Consider the following 18278-nt stretch of genomic DNA (forward strand, 5'->3'; position numbering starts at 1 on the left):
TTTAAGATCAAGGCACTTTTTTGACCCAACGACCCTCGGATAAACATAGGCCAACCAGCGGGAACGAAGGAAGGCATCTTATACGGAAGTTAGAAGCTGTACAGGTTTGCCCAACGGAGTAGTCTTAAACCATCACGGTTCAAAGAGGCCATCATGACCGTACCTATTGCCATCATCGGTGCCGGTATTGCCGGGCTGTCCGCCGCCCAGGCTCTGCAGAAAGCCGGACAAACCGTCCACTTGTTCGACAAGGGCCACGGTAGCGGGGGGCGCATGGCCAGCAAACGCAGCGAGGCCGGCGCGCTTGATCTGGGGGCGCAGTACTTTACTGCCCGCGACCGGCGCTTTGTCGAGCAGATCCAGCAGTGGGTCGTTGCCGGCTGGGTCGCCGAATGGAAACCCCAGTTGTACACCTATCAAAACGGCATTCTAAGCCCGTCACCGGACGAGCAGACCCGCTGGGTCGGCGTGCCGCGTATGAGCGCCATTACCCGCGGCTTGCTCAAGGATCTGACGGTCAACTTCACCTGCCGAATTGCCGAAGTGTTTCGCGGCAAGAACTACTGGCACTTGCAAGATACAGAGGGCTGTAGCCACGGCCCGTTCAGTCGGGTCATTGTCGCGGTACCGGCACCTCAAGCCACACAGTTGCTGGCTGCCACACCCAAGCTTGCAGCTGCCGCTGCGGGGGTGCAGATGGACCCGACATGGGCTGTCGCCCTGGCCTTCGATTCACCGCTGGATACCCCTATGCAAGGTTGCTTCGTCCAGGACTGCGCCCTTGACTGGCTTGCACGTAATCGCAGCAAGCCCGGCCGCGACGCGCACAAGGATACCTGGGTGCTGCATGCGACCTCTGACTGGAGCAAACAGCACATCGACTTGAGCAAGGAAGCGGTGATCGAACACCTACGCGGGGAGTTTGCCGAGCTGGTGGGCTGCATGGTCCCGGCGCCCAATTTCGCCCTCGCCCATCGGTGGCTGTATGCACGCCCGGCCGGCAACCATGAATGGGGAGCCCTGGCCGATGCCGATCAGGGCTTGTATGCCTGCGGCGACTGGTGCCTGTCCGGACGCGTCGAAGGCGCCTGGCTCAGCGGCCAGGAAGCGGCACGACGATTACTCGAGCATCTTGAATAGGTCCTGGGGACGCTCGCTGGGTATCTGCAACAACGGCCTGGGCATGTTTTGTACAAACTCATTTACTTGTGCAGTTTTGTCTCTATGATAAACCTGTACAATTAATTTTATTTGTACAAGATTAAACACGGGGCCCGCCTATGGACAGCTCTCACTCCGCCCGCAAGCCAAAAATCGCTGTAAGCGCCTGCCTGACCGGTGCCCAGGTTCGCTACAACGGCGGGCACAAAGCGTCGCGCCTGTGTGCAGTATTAGGCGACTACTTCGAACTCGTTCCGGTCTGCCCCGAAGTAGCCATTGGCCTGGGGATTCCTCGCGCCCCGATTCGACTGGTAGGTAATTCGCAATCCCCGCAGGCCGTAATGAGCCACGACTCCGCGCTGGAGCTTTCCGGGCCATTGCAAGCCTATGGGCACCAGATGGCCAGAGAGCTCACCGATATCTGCGGCTACATTTTCATGCAGAAGTCTCCATCCTGTGGGCTCGAGCGCGTCAAGGTCTACCGGGCGAACGACAAGCCTGCACACGTTGACGGCCGCGGCTTGTACGCGGCAGCGTTCTGCGAGCAACGCCAGGATCTGCCGGTCGAAGAAGATGGGCGCCTGTGCGATCCCGTGTTGAGGGAAAACTTCATCACTCGCGTCTACGCCTTCGCTGACTGGCAGCAATTGCTGGCCAAGGGTCTGAGCCGTGGCGCGCTGATCGCTTTTCATGCGCGCTACAAGTACCAGTTGATGGCCAACAATCCACAGCAGTACAAGGTATTGGGCAAGCTGTTGGGCAGCATGACCCGCGATGATGATCCGCAGGTACTTGGCCAACACTATTTCACTCAGTTGATGCTCGCCCTGCGCCGCTGTGCGAGTCGCGGCAACCACAGCAACGTGCTGCTTCATCTGAGCGGCTATTTGCGCACTGCGCTTAGCCAGGATGACCGCCAGGAAATCCGCCAACTGATCAATCAGTATCATGCAGGCATCGTCCCTCTGGTCGTACCGCTAACGCTGCTCAAGCATCATTTGCGCTGCCATCCCGATCCCTACTTGCAGCAGCAGGTGTACCTGCAGCCGCACCCGGAAAGCCTTAGCCTGCGCAATGCCATCTGAGACGCAGCTACCCAACAGGAATGACCATGCAACTTATCTGGCTGCGTAGCGATCTGCGCGTACTGGACAACACCGCGCTATCCGCTGCCTGCGAGCGGGGCCCTAGCGTGGCGCTCTGGCTTGTAAGCCCGCAACAGTGGCGCAATCATGACGATGCACCGTGCAAGATCGACTTCTGGTTACGCAACCTCGCATTGCTGGAAAAACAACTCGCCTCGCTGAACATTCCATTGCTGGTGCGCGACGCCGACACCTGGGACCAGGCACCCGACGTGCTGCTCAAGGTGTGTCAGGAGTATCAGATTCAGGCGCTGCACCTGAACGAAGAATACGGCGTCAATGAGCACCGGCGCGATCAGGCCGTGAGCGACAGGCTGGCACAGGAAGGCATTGCCGTTCATTCCTACCTGGATCAACTGCTATTCAAACCTGGAAGCATCCTTACTCGCAGCGGCGGCTATTTCCAGGTCTTCGGCCAATTCCGCAAGGTTTGCCTTGAGCGCTTGCGCCTGAGCCCGCCGGCCCTGCAACGCGCCCTCACACCTCAACAACCGCTGGAAATCACCAGCGACGAAGTTCCTGCCCAGGTGCCGGGATTTGCAGTGCCCCCCGCCAGTCTGCGCAATCTCTGGCCTGCCGGTGAAGATGAAGCGAATGCGCGCTTGCAACGATTTATCGATGAGTCCGTTGACGATTACCAGACGCAACGGGACTTCCCCGCCGTCGCTGGCACCAGCCAACTGTCCCCCTACCTTGGCGCAGGCGTCATTTCGCCTCGCCAGTGCCTGCACCGGGCCCTGGCACACAACTACGGGGAGTTCGATAGCGGTAGTAGCGGATTGGTGACCTGGATAAACGAACTGCTCTGGCGTGAGTTCTACAAACACATCCTGGTGGGTTATCCGCGCGTCTCGCGAAACCGTGCCTTCCGCCAGGAAACCGAGGCCCTGCCTTGGCGTGACGCCCCTGAAGATCTCAAAGCCTGGCAGGAAGGCCGTACCGGCTTTCCGATCATCGATGCGGCGATGCGCCAACTGCTCGCAACCGGCTGGATGCACAACAGGCTACGCATGATAGTGGCGATGTTCCTGACCAAGAACCTGCTGATTGATTGGCGCGAAGGCGAACGCTTTTTCATGCGCCACTTGATCGACGGCGATCTGGCCGCTAACAACGGAGGCTGGCAGTGGAGCGCCTCCACCGGGACCGACGCGGTGCCGTATTTCCGCCTGTTCAACCCGATCAGCCAGTCGCGACGTTTTGACAGCAAGGGCCGTTTCATCAAGCAATGGCTACCGGAGTTGGCAGATTCCGATGAAAAAAATGTTCACAACCCTGTCCTACAAGACGGATTGTTTGCTACAAATGATTACCCCCCACCCATTGTGGACCTCGGTGGCAGCCGTCTTCGGGCGTTGAGCACTTACAAGGATGTGCTTACGAAACAGGTTGAGGAACCATCATTTGAGCCACCCTATTGCCCGGCGTGCCTGGATTACAGGTGCCAGCAGCGGTTTGGGACTTGCACTGGTAGAAAAACTACTGGAAGAAGGTGATTTTGTAGCGGCCAGTGGTCGCTCCAGTGCAGCCTTGCGCAACCTGGAATGGCAATACGATGCAAAATTTCTGCTATTGGATGGCAATCTCAGCAATCCGCTTGAAGCGACAGCGGCGGCCCAACAGATCTACTATCGATGGGGCGCGTTGGACTGTTTGATTATCAACGCCGGCACCAGTGATTACCTGGCAAGCGATGTCTCGGCCGCGACGTTGTTCGCAAGCCTCGTGCGCAGCAACCTCAACGCCGCCCGGTATTGCCTGGACAGTGCCTTGACGTTACTGCAAAGCGGAAACTCGCCCCAACTGGTGGGTATTCTCAGCCGATACTCAGCGCTACAGTTGAACGACCCCAGCCATCCCCCCGGAGCCAACAACAGCCTGACCGGATTGTTCGAGGCTCACCGCGCCGCGCTGGCTGCTCAGTTCATCGACATGACGCTCATCGCTGCGCTCAACAGGAACTCACCGCAAACATCGGCATCCGTTACACCAGAACGCTGGACAGCGAAAAGCGCCGCGGAGGTGATTGTTGAGCACCTGCCAAAACGTCAAGGCAACCTGGTGCTGGAAGCGTTGCACCAGCACGATCTCTGGCCACTTCCGAAGTAGGCATTCGGCCCCACAGTTACTGCGGGGCCGACGTTGAACTACAGCGCCATACGGTAGTGCAGCGAATAACTTTCTACGCCATCGTTGGGGGTTTGTAGCCCGGCGTTGGAGTAGTGAATAGCGCGTACGCCCACTTCATGCCCACCGGCAAAGCGCAGGCCAAAACCGATACGGTCTTCAAACTGAAAGGACGACCCCAGTTTGTTGTCTTCGATCTCGGTACTGGAAAACGCCGCGACCCCAATACCGGCTTCGATATAAGGCTTGACCGACTCGCCAGCAAATTCGTAGACAAATACAGGAGCAAACGAAAGACTGTGATTACTTGCGGTTTCGTCGCCCTCCCAATAGGTGTATCCGGCATCCCAATAGCCAGTGAGCCGACCAACGCTGGTCTGCCACCAACTGGCATCCCAGTTCGACTGCAAGCCAAGGCGATAGGTCATGGTTGAATCACCCGTCTGCCCAACCGACAGGGAAACATCAGCCGCTTGAGTTGTAAACGATTGCCCCAGGGTCACAGCTGCAATAGCAGCCAAACAAAGCAGTTTCCTCATGAGAAACGTCCTTTTTCCTAATGCTAATATTGATTCTTTTGTCTCATCGGACAAATTATAGAAATCAGTGGTGTGGCGTTAGTTCATCTGGATATCTGCGTTTATCGCACTTTCTACAGCAAGAAGCTTCGCACACTGTCAGATTTATTCCACAACATTGGCAGTATCTTGTGCAAATGATCCGGGCTGGCGCTGGTCCAGAACTGCGCGGCACGTGCAGGGCCGTCAGACAGCAAGTGCCGTTCGCCCAACAGCCGTTGCAGTTGACGCGCGACAGCCGCCCCCGTATCGATAATGGCAATGTGTGCTGGCACCAATTGCGCCAACAATGGCTTGAGGAACGGGTAGTGCGTACAGCCCAGAATCAGCGTGTCGCACCCTGCATCGAGCAACGGCTTCACGTAGCCCTCAAGCAAGTCACGCAAATGCTGACTGCCAAGGTCGCCTTCTTCGATGCACTCCACAAGCCCAGGACAGGGCTGCGTTATCACACGAACATCGTTGGCAAAACGGTCAAGAAGCGCGGCGAACTTGGCACTCTGCAGAGTCCCGGTGGTGGCAAGTACACCGACGACGCCACTGCGGGTGGCGGCAGCGGCTGGCTTGACCGCAGGTTCCATGCCCACCAACGGCCAGCTCGGATACTGCTCACGCAGGTCGGCGACTGCGGCGACAGTCGCCGTGTTGCAAGCAAGCACCATAGCCTTGGCACCTTGCTCGCGGAAAAATTCGGCAACCAGGCGGCAACGCTTGCGGATAAATTCGGGAGACTTCTCGCCGTAAGGAATATTTCCACAGTCGGCGACGTACAACAGCGACTCGTTGGGCAACAAACGCTGAATCTCGGCCAACACCGATAAGCCACCCACGCCGGAGTCAAAAACGCCGATAGGCGCTGCTGCCGGATCAGTCATCCTGTGCGCCACAAACGCTGCAACCAGGATCACGTTTGACGCGCAGCTCGCGAAAACGGCTGCCAAGGGCATCGATCAGCAGCAACCGCCCCACTAGCGGCTGGCCAAAACCCGCCAGGACCTTGAGCGCCTCGAGCGCTTGCAGGCTGCCGACCAACCCTACCAGCGGGCCTATCACCCCGGCTTCGCTGCACGTTAGCTCGGCTTCGCTGCCATGACCATAGAGGCAGTGGTAGCAAGGGCTTTCCGGACGTCGCGGATCGAACACCGACAATTGCCCCTCAAGGCGAATGGCTGCACCACTGACCAGTGGCTTGCCTTGCGCTACGCAGGCGGCATTGACCGCCTCGCGGGTAGCGAAATTGTCGGTGCAGTCGAGCACCAGGTCCACAGCCTGCACGGCTGCGGCCAGTGAGTCTTCGTCCAGGGCACTGCGATGGGCGACCAGGCGTATTTCAGGGTTGATCGCCTGCAGCCGCTTCAGGGCCGAATCGACCTTGCTCAAGCCAACCGATGACGTGTCGTGCAGGACCTGGCGCTGCAAGTTGGTCAGGTCGACGCTGTCGAAGTCTGCAAGGTGCAGTTCTCCGACGCCCGCTGCGGCCAGATACAACGCCACCGGCGAACCCAGGCCACCCAGACCGACGATCAAGGCCCGGCTGTCTTTCAGCCGCAACTGACCGTCGATATCTACCTGGGAGAGCAAAATTTGCCGGCTGTAGCGCAACAGTTCCTGATCACTTAGCACGATAGTCGCCCCAGGCTGATACGTTCGTGTCCACCCAGATCGATACGACTCTCGATCTGCTCGAAATCATGCAATGCCAGCAGTTCACGTACCAATGCGGCCTGATCGAAGCCATGCTCGAGCAACAACCAAGCGCCCGGTTTCAGGTGCGCAGGCGCCTGGCTGATAATAGTCCGTAGATCGTCCAGGCCATCAGCCCCGGCCACCAGAGCGCTGCTCGGCTCAAAGCGCACATCACCGGATTGCAGGTGCGGGTCCAGGGCGGCGATATAGGGTGGGTTGCTGACAATCAGATCAAAACGCTCGCCATCGACGGAGTCGAACCAGTGGCTGCTACGCACCTGGACGTTATCCAGTTGCAGGCGCTGACGGTTGCGCTCGGCCAAGGCGACTGCCTCAAGTACACGGTCGACAGCCATCACCTGCCACTGCGGGCGTTCGCTGGCCAGTGCCAGTGCAATGGCCCCGGTACCCGTCCCCAGATCCAGCACCTGAACGGGCTCACGCGGCAGCAGCTCAAGCGCTGTTTCTACCAGCAACTCGGTGTCCGGGCGCGGAATCAGGGTGTGGGGCGCAACTTCCAGGTCCAGGTTCCAGAAACCTTGCTGGCCGAGAATATAGGCCACCGGCTCGCCGCTGCGGCGGCGCTGCAGGTATTGGGCAAAGGTCAATGCCGCTTCGCTGCTGACGATGCGCTCCGGCCAGGTATGCAGGTAGCTACGCGATTTGCCAATTGCAGCCGCCAAGAGCAATTCGACATCCAGGCGCGCCGTTGGCGAATCCGGAAGCTCCGCAGCGCGGAGCAGGCTGGCGATAATGGTCATTTACTCACCCAATGCGGCCAGTTGGTCAGCCTGATACTCCGCCAGCAGCGGCTCGATCACGGCATCGACTCCTCCGGCCAGCACTTCATCCAGGGAATACAAGGTCAGATTGATACGATGATCGGTAACCCGGCCCTGAGGATAGTTGTAAGTGCGAATACGCTCGGAACGGTCGCCCGAGCCAACCAGCAGCTTGCGCTCGCTGGCAATTGCATTCTGCGCCGCACTGGTCTGAATGTCGTTGAGCTTGGCCGACAGCCAGGACATCGCGCGAGCGCGGTTCTTGTGTTGGGATCGTTCTTCCTGACACTCGACTACTGTACCTGTAGGCAAGTGGGTAATACGCACTGCCGAGTCGGTCTTGTTGATGTGCTGACCGCCCGCACCGGAAGCACGGTAGGTGTCTACCCGCAAATCCGCCGGATTGATCTCGATCGCCACCTGTTCGTCTGGTTCGGGCAGTACCGCCACGGTGCAGGCCGAAGTATGAATGCGACCCTGGGATTCGGTTTCCGGCACCCGTTGCACACGATGCGCACCAGATTCGAACTTCAGCTTGCCATAGACATGATCGCCTTCGATGCGAGCGATGATTTCCTTGTAGCCGCCGTGCTCCCCCTCATTCTCCGAGAGAATTTCCAGGCGCCAGCCCCGCCGCTCGGCATAGCGCGCGTACATGCGGAACAAATCGCCAGAAAAGATCGCTGCCTCGTCGCCACCGGTACCGGCTCGGATTTCCAGAAACACGTTGCGCCCGTCGTTGGGGTCCTTGGGCAATAGCATGCGCTGCAACTGACTTTCCAGTTCGACCAGCAGCTCCTTGGCTTCGCGCACTTCTTCCACGGCCATTTCGCGCATGTCCGGGTCGCTGTCCTTGAGCAATGCCTGGGCACCGGCCAAGTCATCCTGCACCTTGCGCAACTGGGCGTAGGCCAAGGCTACGGGCTCGACTTCGGCATATTCACGGGAATAGGCGCGAAAGCGGGTCTGGTCGGAAATGACTTCAGCATCACCCAACAGGGCGGTCAATTCCTCGAATCGGTCCTGGAGGGTATCCAGTTTATTGAGCAGCGACGCTTTCATTGCGGGGGTTTATCCGTCGATCCCTCATTGAGGGCAAAGAGTTCCTGAGCCATGGCCAACGCATCGAGGCGGCCTTCGGCAGAGAGCTTTTTCAGTTGCACACTGGGTGCATGAAGCAATTTGTTGGTCAGCCCGCGCGCCAATTGCACCAGCACCTCTTCAGCGCTGCCACCATTGGCCAAAAGACGCTGGGCCTTTTGCAACTCTTCGTCACGCAGGCGTTCGCTCTGTTGACGGTAAGCCTTGAGTACATCGACCGCCGCCAGCTCGCGCAGGCGCAGCATGAAATCCTCGGCACCTGACGAGACCAGCTCCTCAGCAGCCTGGGCAGCGCCCTGGCGGCTCTTGAGGTTTTCAGCGACTACGTCGTGCAAGTCATCGACGGTGTACAGATACACATCGTCCAACTCACCGACTTCGGGCTCGATATCGCGCGGTACGGCGATATCGACCATGAAGATGGGCTTGTGCCGGCGCAGTTTCAAGGCGCTTTCAACCGCGCCCTTGCCCAGAATCGGTAGTTGGCTGGCGGTGGAACTGATGACGATATCGCTGTTGACCAGTTCCTGCGGAATATCTGCCAGCAGTACAGCGTGAGCACCGAACTGCTCGGCCAGGGTGCTGGCTCGCTCCAGGGTACGGTTGGCAACCACGATACGCCGGACACCTTGCTCGTGCAGATGCCGCGCGACCAGCGTGATGGTCTCACCCGCGCCGATCAACAATGCCTGGCTACGGCCCAGGTCACTGAAAATTTGCTTGGCCAGGCTGACCGCGGCAAAGGCCACCGAGACTGGGTTTTCACCAATGGCAGTGTCGGTACGCACCTGCTTGGCCGCGCTGAAAGTGGCCTGGAACAGTCGGCCAAGCAACGGACCAATGGTGCCGGCTTCGCGGGCCACGGCATAGGCAGACTTCATCTGGCCGAGGATCTGCGGCTCACCGAGCACCAACGAGTCGAGCCCGGAGGCTACCCGCATCATGTGCCGAACCGCATCATGATCTTCGTGGACGTAGGCGCAAGCCCGCAGTTCATCGAGACTCAGCTGATGGTACTCGGCCAGCCAGCGCAGAATACTTTCCGCTGTCAGGTGGTCCTGCTCTATATAGAGCTCGCTGCGGTTGCAGGTCGAAAGGATCGCGGCTTCGCGGCTGGGAGTCAGTCGGCAGAGCTGCTGCAAGGCGTCCACCAGCTGCTCAGGGGTAAACGCCACGCGCTCGCGAACGTCTACCGAGGCAGTCTTATGGTTGATACCGAGTGCAAGAAAGGCCATGCAAAGTCGCTGATAATGACAAGAAGCCGATAATTGTCCTACTTCGCAGGTTCCAGAACAACCACCGCTCGCTATTGTCTCTATAGTCTACCTCTACTAAGACCTTCGCTTATGGGTTTGCCCCTGCGCTTGTGTCATGATGATCCGACCGCTGGTAAGCCGCCTAAATCCTCAATATGAATAGATCCTACGCGTTGTTCCTTGCCTTTGCCCTGCTTCAGGGCTGTCAGACCCTGGCCCCCGAATCGACGGATACCCAGGCGCCTGCCCTTGACGCTGCACAGCAGCCGGACAAGCCTGTGGTGTATGGATCGTTCAGCCAGGACACCATCTACAATCTGTTGAGCGCGGAATTGGCCGGCCAGCGCAATCGCTTCGACATTGCCCTGGACAACTACGTCAGCGAAGCGATCAAGACCCAGGACGCCGGCATTTCCGAGCGTGCCTATCGCATTGCCGAATATTTGGGCGCCGATCAACCGGCGCTGGACACCGCCCTGATCTGGGCGAAAAACGATCCAGACAATCTCGACGCCCAACGTGCCGCTGCGATTCAGCTGGCGCGGGCTGGACGCTACGATGATTCGATGACCTACATGGAGAAGGTCCTCCAGGGCAAAGGCGACACCCACTTCGATTTCCTCGCGCTATCGGCTGCGGAAACCGATCAGGACACTCGCGACGGCCTGCAAAAAAGCTTCGATCGCTTGCTGCAGAAGTACCCGGACAATAGCCAACTGGTATTCGGCAAAGCCCTGCTGCTACAACAGGACGGCAATGCCAGCGCAGCCCTGGCACTGCTGGAGGAGCACCCACCGGAAGACGGCGAGATCGCCCCGGTACTCCTGCGCTCGCGCCTGCTACAAAGCGTAGGTCGTGGGGATGAGGCCCTGCCGCTGCTGCAGAAAACCATCCGCCAGTACCCGGACGACAAACGTCTGCGCCTTACCTACGCCCGCACCCTGGTTGAACAGGATCGCCTGGACGATGCCAAGATCGAGTTTTCCAGCCTGGTCGAACAGTACCCGGATGACGATGAGCTGCGCTATTCCCTGGCCCTCATCTGCCTGGAAACCAAGAACTGGGATGAAGCAGCCGGTTATCTGGAAGAGTTGATCGAGCGCGATAGCCATGTCGATGCTGCCCACCTGAACCTGGGTCGCATCCATGAGGAGCGCAATCAACAGCAAGCGGCACTGGACGAATACGCCCAGGTCGGCCCGGGCAACGACTACCTGCCCGCCCAATTGCGTCAGGCAGACATCCTGGTTGCCAACGGCCGCAGCACCGAAGCTTCGCGGCGCCTGGCCCTGGCCCGTGAGATCCAGCCCGACTATGCCATCCAGTTGTACCTGATCGAAGCCGAAGCCCTTGGCAACAACGACAAGGATGCCCAGGCCCTGCAGGTGCTGGAGCAAGCACTGAAACAATACCCGGACGACAACAACCTGCTGTACACCCGGGCCATGCTGGCAGAGAAACGCAACGACCTGGACCAGATGGAAAAGGATTTGCGCAGCATTATTGCCCGCGAGCCGGAAAATGCCATGGCCCTCAACGCCCTGGGCTACACGCTGGCTGACCGCACCTCGCGATATGCAGAAGCCAAGGCGCTGATCGACAAAGCCCATCAGATCAATCCGGACGACCCCGCAGTGCTCGACAGCCTGGGCTGGGTCAATTTCAGGATGGGTAATCTCGACGAGGCCGAGCGCCTTTTGCGCCAGGCCCTGGAACGTTTCCCTGACCATGAAGTGGCCGCCCACCTGGGTGAAGTGCTGTGGTCCAACGGCAAGCGCCGCGAAGCACGCCAGATCTGGGCCAAGGGTTTCGAAGCCCAACCAGACAGCCCAATCCTGCGCAAGACTATTTTGCGCCTGACCGGATCCGAGACTCTTTAAGCCTATGTTTTTGCGCCACTGCATCACCTTCAGCCTGATCGCCCTGCTCACCGGCTGTGCCGGATTCGGTTCCCGCGAGGCCCTACAACAGGGCCAGGGCAGCCCACAACTCTGGCGCGAGCACAAACAACAGCTGAGCACGCTTGATGGCTGGCAGATCAACGGCAAGGTGGGAATCCGCGCGCCGAAAGACTCTGGCAGCGGCACCTTGTTCTGGTTGCAACGCCAGGACTACTACGACATTCGCCTGTCCGGCCCGCTGGGTCGTGGCGCTGCGCGGCTGACCGGTCGCCCGGGAGGCGTAGTGTTGGAGGTTGCCAACCAGGGACGCTATGAAGCGAAGAACCCGGAAGCACTTCTGGCCGAACAACTGGGCTGGGAGCTACCGGTTTCGCACCTGGTCTGGTGGGTTCGCGGCCTGCCCGCACCCGACAGCAAAAGCCAGTTGACCCTGGGTAGCGACAGCCGCCTGGCAAACCTCAAGCAGGATGGCTGGAACGTCGAGTACCTGAGCTACACCGAGCAGAACGGCTACTGGCTGCCCGAACGCCTCAAGCTGCATGGCCAGAACATCGACGTTACGGTGGTAGTGAAAGACTGGCAACCACGCCAGCTGGGGCACTGAAATGTCACGACTGACCTTGCCGGCACCCGCCAAGCTCAACCTGATGCTGCACATTCTTGGTCGCCGAGCCGATGGCTATCACCTGCTGGAAACACTGTTCCAGTTTCTCGACTACGGCGATGAGCTGTCTTTCGCAGTGCGCGATAACAGTGAAATCCGTCTTCACAGCAACATTGAAGGCGTACCCCATGACAGCAACCTGATCGTCAAGGCAGCGCGCAAACTGCAGGCACTGACCGGCTGCACCCAAGGCGCTGACATCTGGTTGGAAAAAGTCCTGCCCATGGGCGGCGGTATCGGTGGTGGCAGCTCTGATGCCGCCACCACCCTGCTCGGTCTGAATCACCTGTGGAAACTTCAATGCAGTGAAGATCAGTTGGCCGAACTGGGCCTGAGCCTGGGCGCCGATGTTCCGGTTTTCGTCCGTGGTCACGCTGCATTCGCCGAAGGTGTAGGCGAGATCCTCACCCCCGCAGACCCGGAAGAACCCTGGTACGTCGTGCTGGTCCCGCAAGTATTTGTTAGTACTGCAGAAATTTTTTCGCATCCGCAGTTGACACGTGATTCTTTGCCCCTTAAGATGCGCCCCGTTCCCAAGGGAAACAGTCGAAATGACTGTCAACTGGTAGTAGAGCAAAGTTACCCAGAAGTACGTAACTCACTGAATTTGCTAAACAAATTCACTGAAGCTAGACTTACCGGAACTGGAAGTTGTGTGTTTGGGGCCTTCCCAAGCAAAGCTGAAGCTGATAAAGTTTTGGCCCTTCTTGCAGATACCCAATCAGGGTTTGTAGCAAAGGGAAGCAACGTTTCGATGTTGCATCGCAAGCTTCAAAGTCTGCTCTAGGAATCGAGTACCAAGTACTCGCAGCAACAGATACAGGGGCGTCGCCAAGCGGTAAGGCAGCAGGTTTTGATCCTGCCATGCGTTGGTTCGAATCCAGCCGCCCCTGCCATTTTCCTATACTCATCCAGGTATACCCTCAGCCTTCAGGTACTGCGCGTGTCCAAGATGATGGTCTTTACGGGGAACGCTAACCCCGATCTGGCTCGGCGTGTCGTACGTCAGCTGCATATCCCACTGGGTGATGTTTCTGTCGGTAAGTTCTCCGACGGCGAAATCAGCACTGAGATTAATGAAAATGTTCGTGGTAAGGACGTTTTCATCATTCAGCCGACTTGCGCGCCAACCAACGATAATCTGATGGAACTGGTAGTGATGGCCGACGCCTTCCGCCGCTCCTCAGCGTCCCGAATCACTGCCGTGATTCCTTACTTCGGATATGCCCGCCAGGATCGCCGTCCGCGTTCGGCGCGTGTTGCAATCAGCGCCAAAGTTGTCGCTGACATGCTCACCGTCGTTGGTATCGACCGTGTTCTCACCGTCGATCTGCACGCAGACCAAATCCAGGGCTTCTTCGATATTCCGGTAGATAACATCTACGGCTCCCCCGTTCTGGTGGATGACATCGAAGACCAGCGTTTCGAGAATCTCATGATCGTGTCCCCGGACATCGGCGGCGTCGTGCGTGCACGAGCTGTTGCCAAGTCCCTGGGTGTCGATCTGGGTATCATCGACAAACGCCGTGAAAAGGCCAATCACTCCGAAGTGATGCATATCATCGGCGACGTCGAAGGACGTACGTGTATTCTCGTCGACGACATGGTCGATACCGCCGGCACTCTGTGCCACGCGGCCAAGGCTTTGAAAGAACACGGCGCTGCCAAGGTTTACGCCTACTGCACGCACCCTGTCCTGTCGGGTCGAGCGATCGAGAATATCGAGAACTCCGTGCTGGACGAACTGGTGGTAACCAATACCATCCCGTTGTCCGCTGCTGCACAAGCCTGTGCACGTATCCGTCAACTGGATATCGCACCGGTTGTTGCTGAAGCGGTCCGCCGCATCAGCAATGAAGAATCGATCAGCGCAATGTTCCGCTGAGGGTCCTGCCCTCGCGAAACGCTCGTTGACGAAAAGCGCCCCGCCCCAACACCTGTTGTTGGGGCGGGGCTTTTTTGCCCACCCCGTTTGGCGCTGGTCGCAAACGCCTGCGGGAGATGGCTATTTTGGAGATACAAAATGACTGAATTCACTCTGAACGCCCAAGCGCGTAACGACCTGGGGAAAGGTGCGAGCCGCCGCCTGCGTCGTCTCGCCTCCAGCATCCCTGCCGTAGTTTACGGTGGTGACAAGGAAGCTCAATCCCTGACCATCGTGGCCAAGGAAATCGCCAAACTGTTCGAAAACGAAGCTGCTTTCAGCCACGTGATCGAACTGAACGTTGACGGCGTCAAGCAAAACGTCATCGTTAAAGCGATGCAGCGTCACCCTGCCAAGCAGTTCATCATGCACGCTGACTTCGTCCGCGTTGTTGCTGGCCAGAAACTGACCGCCAAAGTACCAGTTCACTTCGTCAACGAAGAAGCCCCGGTCAAGAAAGGCGGCGAAATCTCCCACGTAGTGGCCGAGATCGAAGTTTCTTGCGAAGCCAAGGACCTGCCTGAGTTCATCGAAGTCGACCTGGCTAACGCCGAAGTCGGCACCATCGTTCACCTGTCGGACCTCAAAGCTCCGAAAGGCGTCGAGTTCGTCGCTCTGGCCCACGGCAACGACCTGGCTGTTGCCAACGTCCACGCTCCGCGTGTTGCGCCTGAAGCTGCAGAAGGCGCTGCTGAGTAATTTCAGCACGCCGGTGTTGATCGGGTTACAGTGCCCCGCACTGTAACCCCAACTCCAAGGAAGAGCCCCTGACGTGACCGCCATCCAACTGATCGTCGGCCTGGGAAACCCTGGCCCCGAATACGAACAGACCCGGCATAACGCAGGGGCTCTTTTCGTAGAACGTATTGCCAGCGCCCAGCGTGTCAATCTGACTGCTGACCGCAAGTATTTCGGCCTGACAGCTAAATTCAGCTTTCAGGGCAACGACGTTCGTCTGTTGATCCCGACCACCTTTATGAACCGCAGCGGCCAGGCCGTTGCTGCACTGGCGAACTTTTTCCGCATCCCGCCAGATGCCATCCTGGTGGCTCACGACGAACTCGACCTGCCTCCTGGCGTCGCCAAACTCAAGAAAGGCGGCGGCCATGGTGGGCATAACGGTCTGCGCGACATCATTGCGCAGCTCGGCAACAACAACGACTTTCACCGTCTGCGGCTTGGCATTGGCCACCCGGGTGACAGCAGCAGGGTCTCCGGTTTTGTCCTGGGCAAGGCGCCGCGCGCCGAGCAGGAAAAGCTGGACGCCAGTATCGATTTTGCCCTCGGCGTGCTGCCGGACATCCTCGCCGGCGACTGGACGCGTGCGATGAGAGAGCTGCACAGCCAGAAGGCCTGACTCCACGAAGAGGGATTCACCATGGGTTTCAATTGCGGCATCGTCGGTTTGCCCAACGTCGGCAAGTCCACCCTGTTCAACGCCTTGACCAAATCCGGCATCGCGGCAGAGAACTTCCCCTTCTGCACCATCGAGCCGAACAGCGGCATCGTGCCGATGCCTGATCCGCGCCTGGACGCCTTGGCGGCCATCGTCAAGCCGAACCGCGTGCTGCCGACCACCATGGAATTCGTCGACATCGCAGGCCTGGTAGCCGGTGCATCCAAAGGTGAAGGTCTGGGCAACAAGTTCCTGGCCAACATCCGTGAGACCGACGCCATTGCCCATGTGGTCCGCTGCTTCGAAGACGAGAACGTGATTCACGTTTCCAACAGTGTCGACCCCAAGCGCGATATCGAGATCATCGATCTGGAACTGATCTTCGCCGACCTCGACAGCTGCGAGAAGCAACTGCAAAAGGTCACGCGTAATGCCAAAGGCGGTGACAAGGATGCCCTGGCCCAGAAGGCTGTCCTGGAAAAGCTGATTCCGCACTTCACCGAAGGCAAGCCTGCGCGCAGCCTGATGAAGGACATGGCAGATGACGAGAAGGCACTGATCCGTGGCTTCCACCTGCTGACCAGCAAACCGGTCATGTACATTGCCAACGTTGCCGAAGACGGTTTCGAGAACAACCCGCTGCTGGACGTTGTTCGCGCCATCGCTGAAGAAGAAGGCGCCGTCGTGGTACCGGTGTGCAACAAGATCGAAGCAGAAATCGCCGAGCTCGACGAAGGCGAAGAAAAAGACATGTTCCTCGAGGCCCTGGGCCTTGAAGAGCCTGGCTTGAACCGCGTTATCCGTGCAGGCTACGGTCTGCTCAACCTGCAGACCTACTTCACTGCAGGTGTACAGGAAGTTCGCGCCTGGACCGTACGCATCGGCGCCACCGCCCCACAGGCTGCTGGCGTGATCCACACCGACTTCGAAAAAGGCTTCATCCGTGCCGAAGTGATCGCCTATGACGACTTCATTCAGTTCAAGGGTGAGAGCGGCGCGAAGGAAGCCGGCAAGTGGCGCCTGGAAGGCAAGGACTACATCGTCAAGGACGGTGATGTGATGCACTTCCGCTTCAACGTCTGATTGGAGCATCCCGTCTCAGTGTGTTAACTCACGCACTGAGAAACTGCTCCCTGAAAAACCGCGCCTGGTCGCGGTTTTTCTGTTTCTGGATGCCGTTAAAACGTCGCCTTGACCTGTAACCCTAACGCCAACGCATTCCCCCTTTTCTTGCCAAAGAACGCACCAGGCTCAATGTAGTACTGCAGGTCCGGGCGCAAAAGCAGCCAGGGTGTGACTTGCGCACCATAGTTGAGCTCCAGCATCTGCTCTGCATTGTCCAGCCCCGCGATCATGTCGTATTCCCCCGGGCTGCCGGCAGCCGCCTCCTGTACGTCTCGCGTGCGCGAGTTGAGCACCGCACGGCCGTAACCAAACGAGATGGAGTCTTTCGGGCGACTTGCAAAAGGCTTTTGCTTGACCAGTCCTATCGAGTACCAGCGGCGCATCGGCGAGGTTGCCGCATTGCTGGTGGCCGCCTGGCCAAAAAGGCGCAGCACGCTTTCCGGATCTTGCTCATCTTTCCAGATTGCCTGGTCCATCAACACGTAGGCGCCTGTGCGGTTGCTGCTTTTTTCCGTGCTGCCAATTTTGGCAGCGTCGGAGGTGTCGTAGTACCACCCCACCTTGTACTGGCCATCAAGAAAATCGTCGTTATCGAAGATCGCTTCCAGGGGCAAAATTGCACCGGTGGTACCGTTACTGGGCATGGAGAAGGCTTTGGAGGAGCGCATGTTGTACTCCGGGTTAACCTGGAATACAGCCGTTTGCAGCGTCAATGATGGGTTGACGTTGTAGCGCAACTCACCGCCCCAATGTGCCGTCGGATAATTGCCCCAGCCACTGCCGCTGCCCATGGTCAGCGGATGTGCACAGAAGCCTGCGCTGACAAAGTTGGCCAGGATTGGCATGCCGCCAAAGTCGGTGCCCATTACCATGAAGCCAACCTTGGTCGACAGGTCTGGCGAAAACAGCTTGCGCTGATAGCTGAACTCGGTCAGCCGAGTGTACTGACCACCATAGTTCTCCTGTGCGGACAGGCGGTTGCCGAGCAAGTCTTCCGTAGCGCTGTGTCCGCGACGATCATTGACGATGATCTGCACCACTCCCGCATCAGGCGTGTCCAGCAGTTTGCTCAGATCGAACTGGGCGCCAATGCGAATTTGTTGGGCGTAGCGTGTACCGCGCTTGATCCCGCCGTGCAGGTTGGAAATGGTTTCAGAACTGTAGTCCCCCGTGAGCTTGACCCCCGCGTCGGCCAGTTTCTGGCGTTCGCCCCCCCAGTCGCCGGTGAGTGTCGAACGACTCATCAGATCGGAGGTGTCAGCCTGTGCTGAGGATAGTGGCAAGATGCATAGCGACAGACCGCTGCACAGGCTGCTGGTCAGCAGTGCGCGGAAAGAAAAAAACATCCCAGATGTGCTCCGTTTCAAAGATGTGGGTGCTGCAAAAATAATCCCCGTAAACGGGGATTATTTTTCAACAAGGTCAGCCGAGG

General features: G+C 58.4%; 18 protein-coding genes and 1 tRNA gene. 12 read left to right on the forward strand and 7 right to left on the reverse strand.

The annotated features are described in order from the left end of the window. Window positions 1-153: 153 nt before the first annotated feature. From D3Z90_RS22835 to D3Z90_RS22850, 4 genes are all read left to right on the forward strand, one after another. Window positions 154-1140 carry an NAD(P)/FAD-dependent oxidoreductase gene (locus D3Z90_RS22835; protein ID WP_136478164.1) on the forward strand — a complete coding sequence of 329 codons (987 nt, stop codon included), beginning with the start codon at window positions 154-156 and terminating at the stop codon, window positions 1138-1140. A 140-nt stretch (window positions 1141-1280) separates the two neighbouring features. Further along, complete coding sequence (locus tag D3Z90_RS22840) at window positions 1281-2246, forward strand: DUF523 and DUF1722 domain-containing protein (protein WP_136478165.1); 966 nt, start codon at window positions 1281-1283, stop codon at window positions 2244-2246. 26 nt (window positions 2247-2272) lie between these two features. Next, on the forward strand, window positions 2273-3802 hold the full coding sequence (gene phrB / locus D3Z90_RS22845; protein ID WP_136478166.1) for a deoxyribodipyrimidine photo-lyase: 1530 nt from the start codon (window positions 2273-2275) through the stop codon (window positions 3800-3802). Next, the gene (locus tag D3Z90_RS22850) at window positions 3762-4415 is read left to right on the forward strand and encodes an SDR family NAD(P)-dependent oxidoreductase (RefSeq protein WP_168198495.1); all 654 of its coding nucleotides are present in this window, start codon (window positions 3762-3764) and stop codon (window positions 4413-4415) included. The genes phrB and D3Z90_RS22850 overlap by 41 nt, the downstream gene beginning before the upstream one ends. Before the next feature lie 38 nt (window positions 4416-4453). Here the strand turns inward: D3Z90_RS22850 and D3Z90_RS22855 are convergent, their stop codons facing one another. The 6 genes from D3Z90_RS22855 to hemA all read right to left on the reverse strand — a co-directional run bounded on the left by D3Z90_RS22855 (window position 4454) and on the right by hemA (window position 9815). Beyond that, a complete protein-coding gene (locus tag D3Z90_RS22855; RefSeq protein ID WP_136478168.1) occupies window positions 4454-4972 on the reverse strand; it encodes an acyloxyacyl hydrolase in 519 nt (172 codons plus the stop codon). A gap of 113 nt (window positions 4973-5085) precedes the next feature. Beyond that, window positions 5086-5886 carry a glutamate racemase gene (gene murI, locus D3Z90_RS22860; RefSeq protein WP_136478169.1) on the reverse strand — a complete coding sequence of 267 codons (801 nt, stop codon included), beginning with the start codon at window positions 5884-5886 and terminating at the stop codon, window positions 5086-5088. Beyond that, window positions 5879-6634: a molybdopterin-synthase adenylyltransferase MoeB gene (locus D3Z90_RS22865; RefSeq protein WP_136478170.1), complete on the reverse strand. Its 756-nt coding sequence runs from the start codon at window positions 6632-6634 to the stop codon at window positions 5879-5881. The genes murI and D3Z90_RS22865 overlap by 8 nt, the downstream gene beginning before the upstream one ends. After that, window positions 6628-7458, reverse strand: coding sequence for a peptide chain release factor N(5)-glutamine methyltransferase (gene prmC, locus D3Z90_RS22870; RefSeq protein ID WP_136478171.1), 831 nt, complete (start codon window positions 7456-7458; stop codon window positions 6628-6630). Before prmC ends, D3Z90_RS22865 begins: the two co-directional genes overlap by 7 nt. Continuing rightward, window positions 7459-8541 (reverse strand): peptide chain release factor 1, encoded by a 1083-nt coding sequence (gene prfA, locus D3Z90_RS22875; protein WP_136478172.1) that lies wholly within the window; start codon window positions 8539-8541, stop codon window positions 7459-7461. It lies immediately after the preceding gene. Then, window positions 8538-9815 (reverse strand): glutamyl-tRNA reductase, encoded by a 1278-nt coding sequence (gene hemA, locus D3Z90_RS22880; protein WP_136478173.1) that lies wholly within the window; start codon window positions 9813-9815, stop codon window positions 8538-8540. Before hemA ends, prfA begins: the two co-directional genes overlap by 4 nt. Before the next feature lie 176 nt (window positions 9816-9991). Here hemA and D3Z90_RS22885 point away from each other — a divergent pair, with 176 nt between their 5' ends. The 8 genes from D3Z90_RS22885 (at window position 9992) to ychF (ending at window position 16804) form a co-directional block, all read left to right on the forward strand. Beyond that, window positions 9992-11716, forward strand: a complete 1725-nt coding sequence (locus tag D3Z90_RS22885; RefSeq protein WP_136478174.1) for a tetratricopeptide repeat protein — start codon at window positions 9992-9994, stop codon at window positions 11714-11716. A 4-nt stretch (window positions 11717-11720) separates the two neighbouring features. Further along, window positions 11721-12341, forward strand: coding sequence for a lipoprotein insertase outer membrane protein LolB (gene lolB / locus D3Z90_RS22890; RefSeq protein WP_136478175.1), 621 nt, complete (start codon window positions 11721-11723; stop codon window positions 12339-12341). Between the two features lies 1 nt (window position 12342). Beyond that, window positions 12343-13188 carry a 4-(cytidine 5'-diphospho)-2-C-methyl-D-erythritol kinase gene (gene ispE, locus D3Z90_RS22895; RefSeq protein ID WP_136478176.1) on the forward strand — a complete coding sequence of 282 codons (846 nt, stop codon included), beginning with the start codon at window positions 12343-12345 and terminating at the stop codon, window positions 13186-13188. 34 nt (window positions 13189-13222) lie between these two features. Next, a tRNA-Gln gene (locus tag D3Z90_RS22900) sits at window positions 13223-13297 on the forward strand. A 47-nt stretch (window positions 13298-13344) separates the two neighbouring features. Beyond that, a complete protein-coding gene (locus D3Z90_RS22905; RefSeq protein ID WP_028944092.1) occupies window positions 13345-14286 on the forward strand; it encodes a ribose-phosphate pyrophosphokinase in 942 nt (313 codons plus the stop codon). Between the two features lie 138 nt (window positions 14287-14424). Further along, window positions 14425-15024, forward strand: coding sequence for a 50S ribosomal protein L25/general stress protein Ctc (locus D3Z90_RS22910; RefSeq protein ID WP_136478177.1), 600 nt, complete (start codon window positions 14425-14427; stop codon window positions 15022-15024). A 73-nt stretch (window positions 15025-15097) separates the two neighbouring features. Continuing rightward, entirely contained in the window at window positions 15098-15682 is a 585-nt protein-coding gene (gene pth / locus D3Z90_RS22915; RefSeq protein ID WP_136478178.1) for an aminoacyl-tRNA hydrolase, read from the forward strand. 21 nt (window positions 15683-15703) lie between these two features. After that, entirely contained in the window at window positions 15704-16804 is a 1101-nt protein-coding gene (gene ychF / locus D3Z90_RS22920) for a redox-regulated ATPase YchF (RefSeq protein ID WP_136478179.1), read from the forward strand. 95 nt (window positions 16805-16899) lie between these two features. Here the strand turns inward: ychF and D3Z90_RS22925 are convergent, their stop codons facing one another. Next, entirely contained in the window at window positions 16900-18192 is a 1293-nt protein-coding gene (locus D3Z90_RS22925; RefSeq protein WP_136478180.1) for a carbohydrate porin, read from the reverse strand. Between the last annotated feature and the right edge of the window lie 86 nt (window positions 18193-18278).

This window comes from Pseudomonas sp. DG56-2, assembly GCF_004803755.1.
GTDB lineage: Bacteria > Pseudomonadota > Gammaproteobacteria > Pseudomonadales > Pseudomonadaceae > Aquipseudomonas > Aquipseudomonas auratipiscis.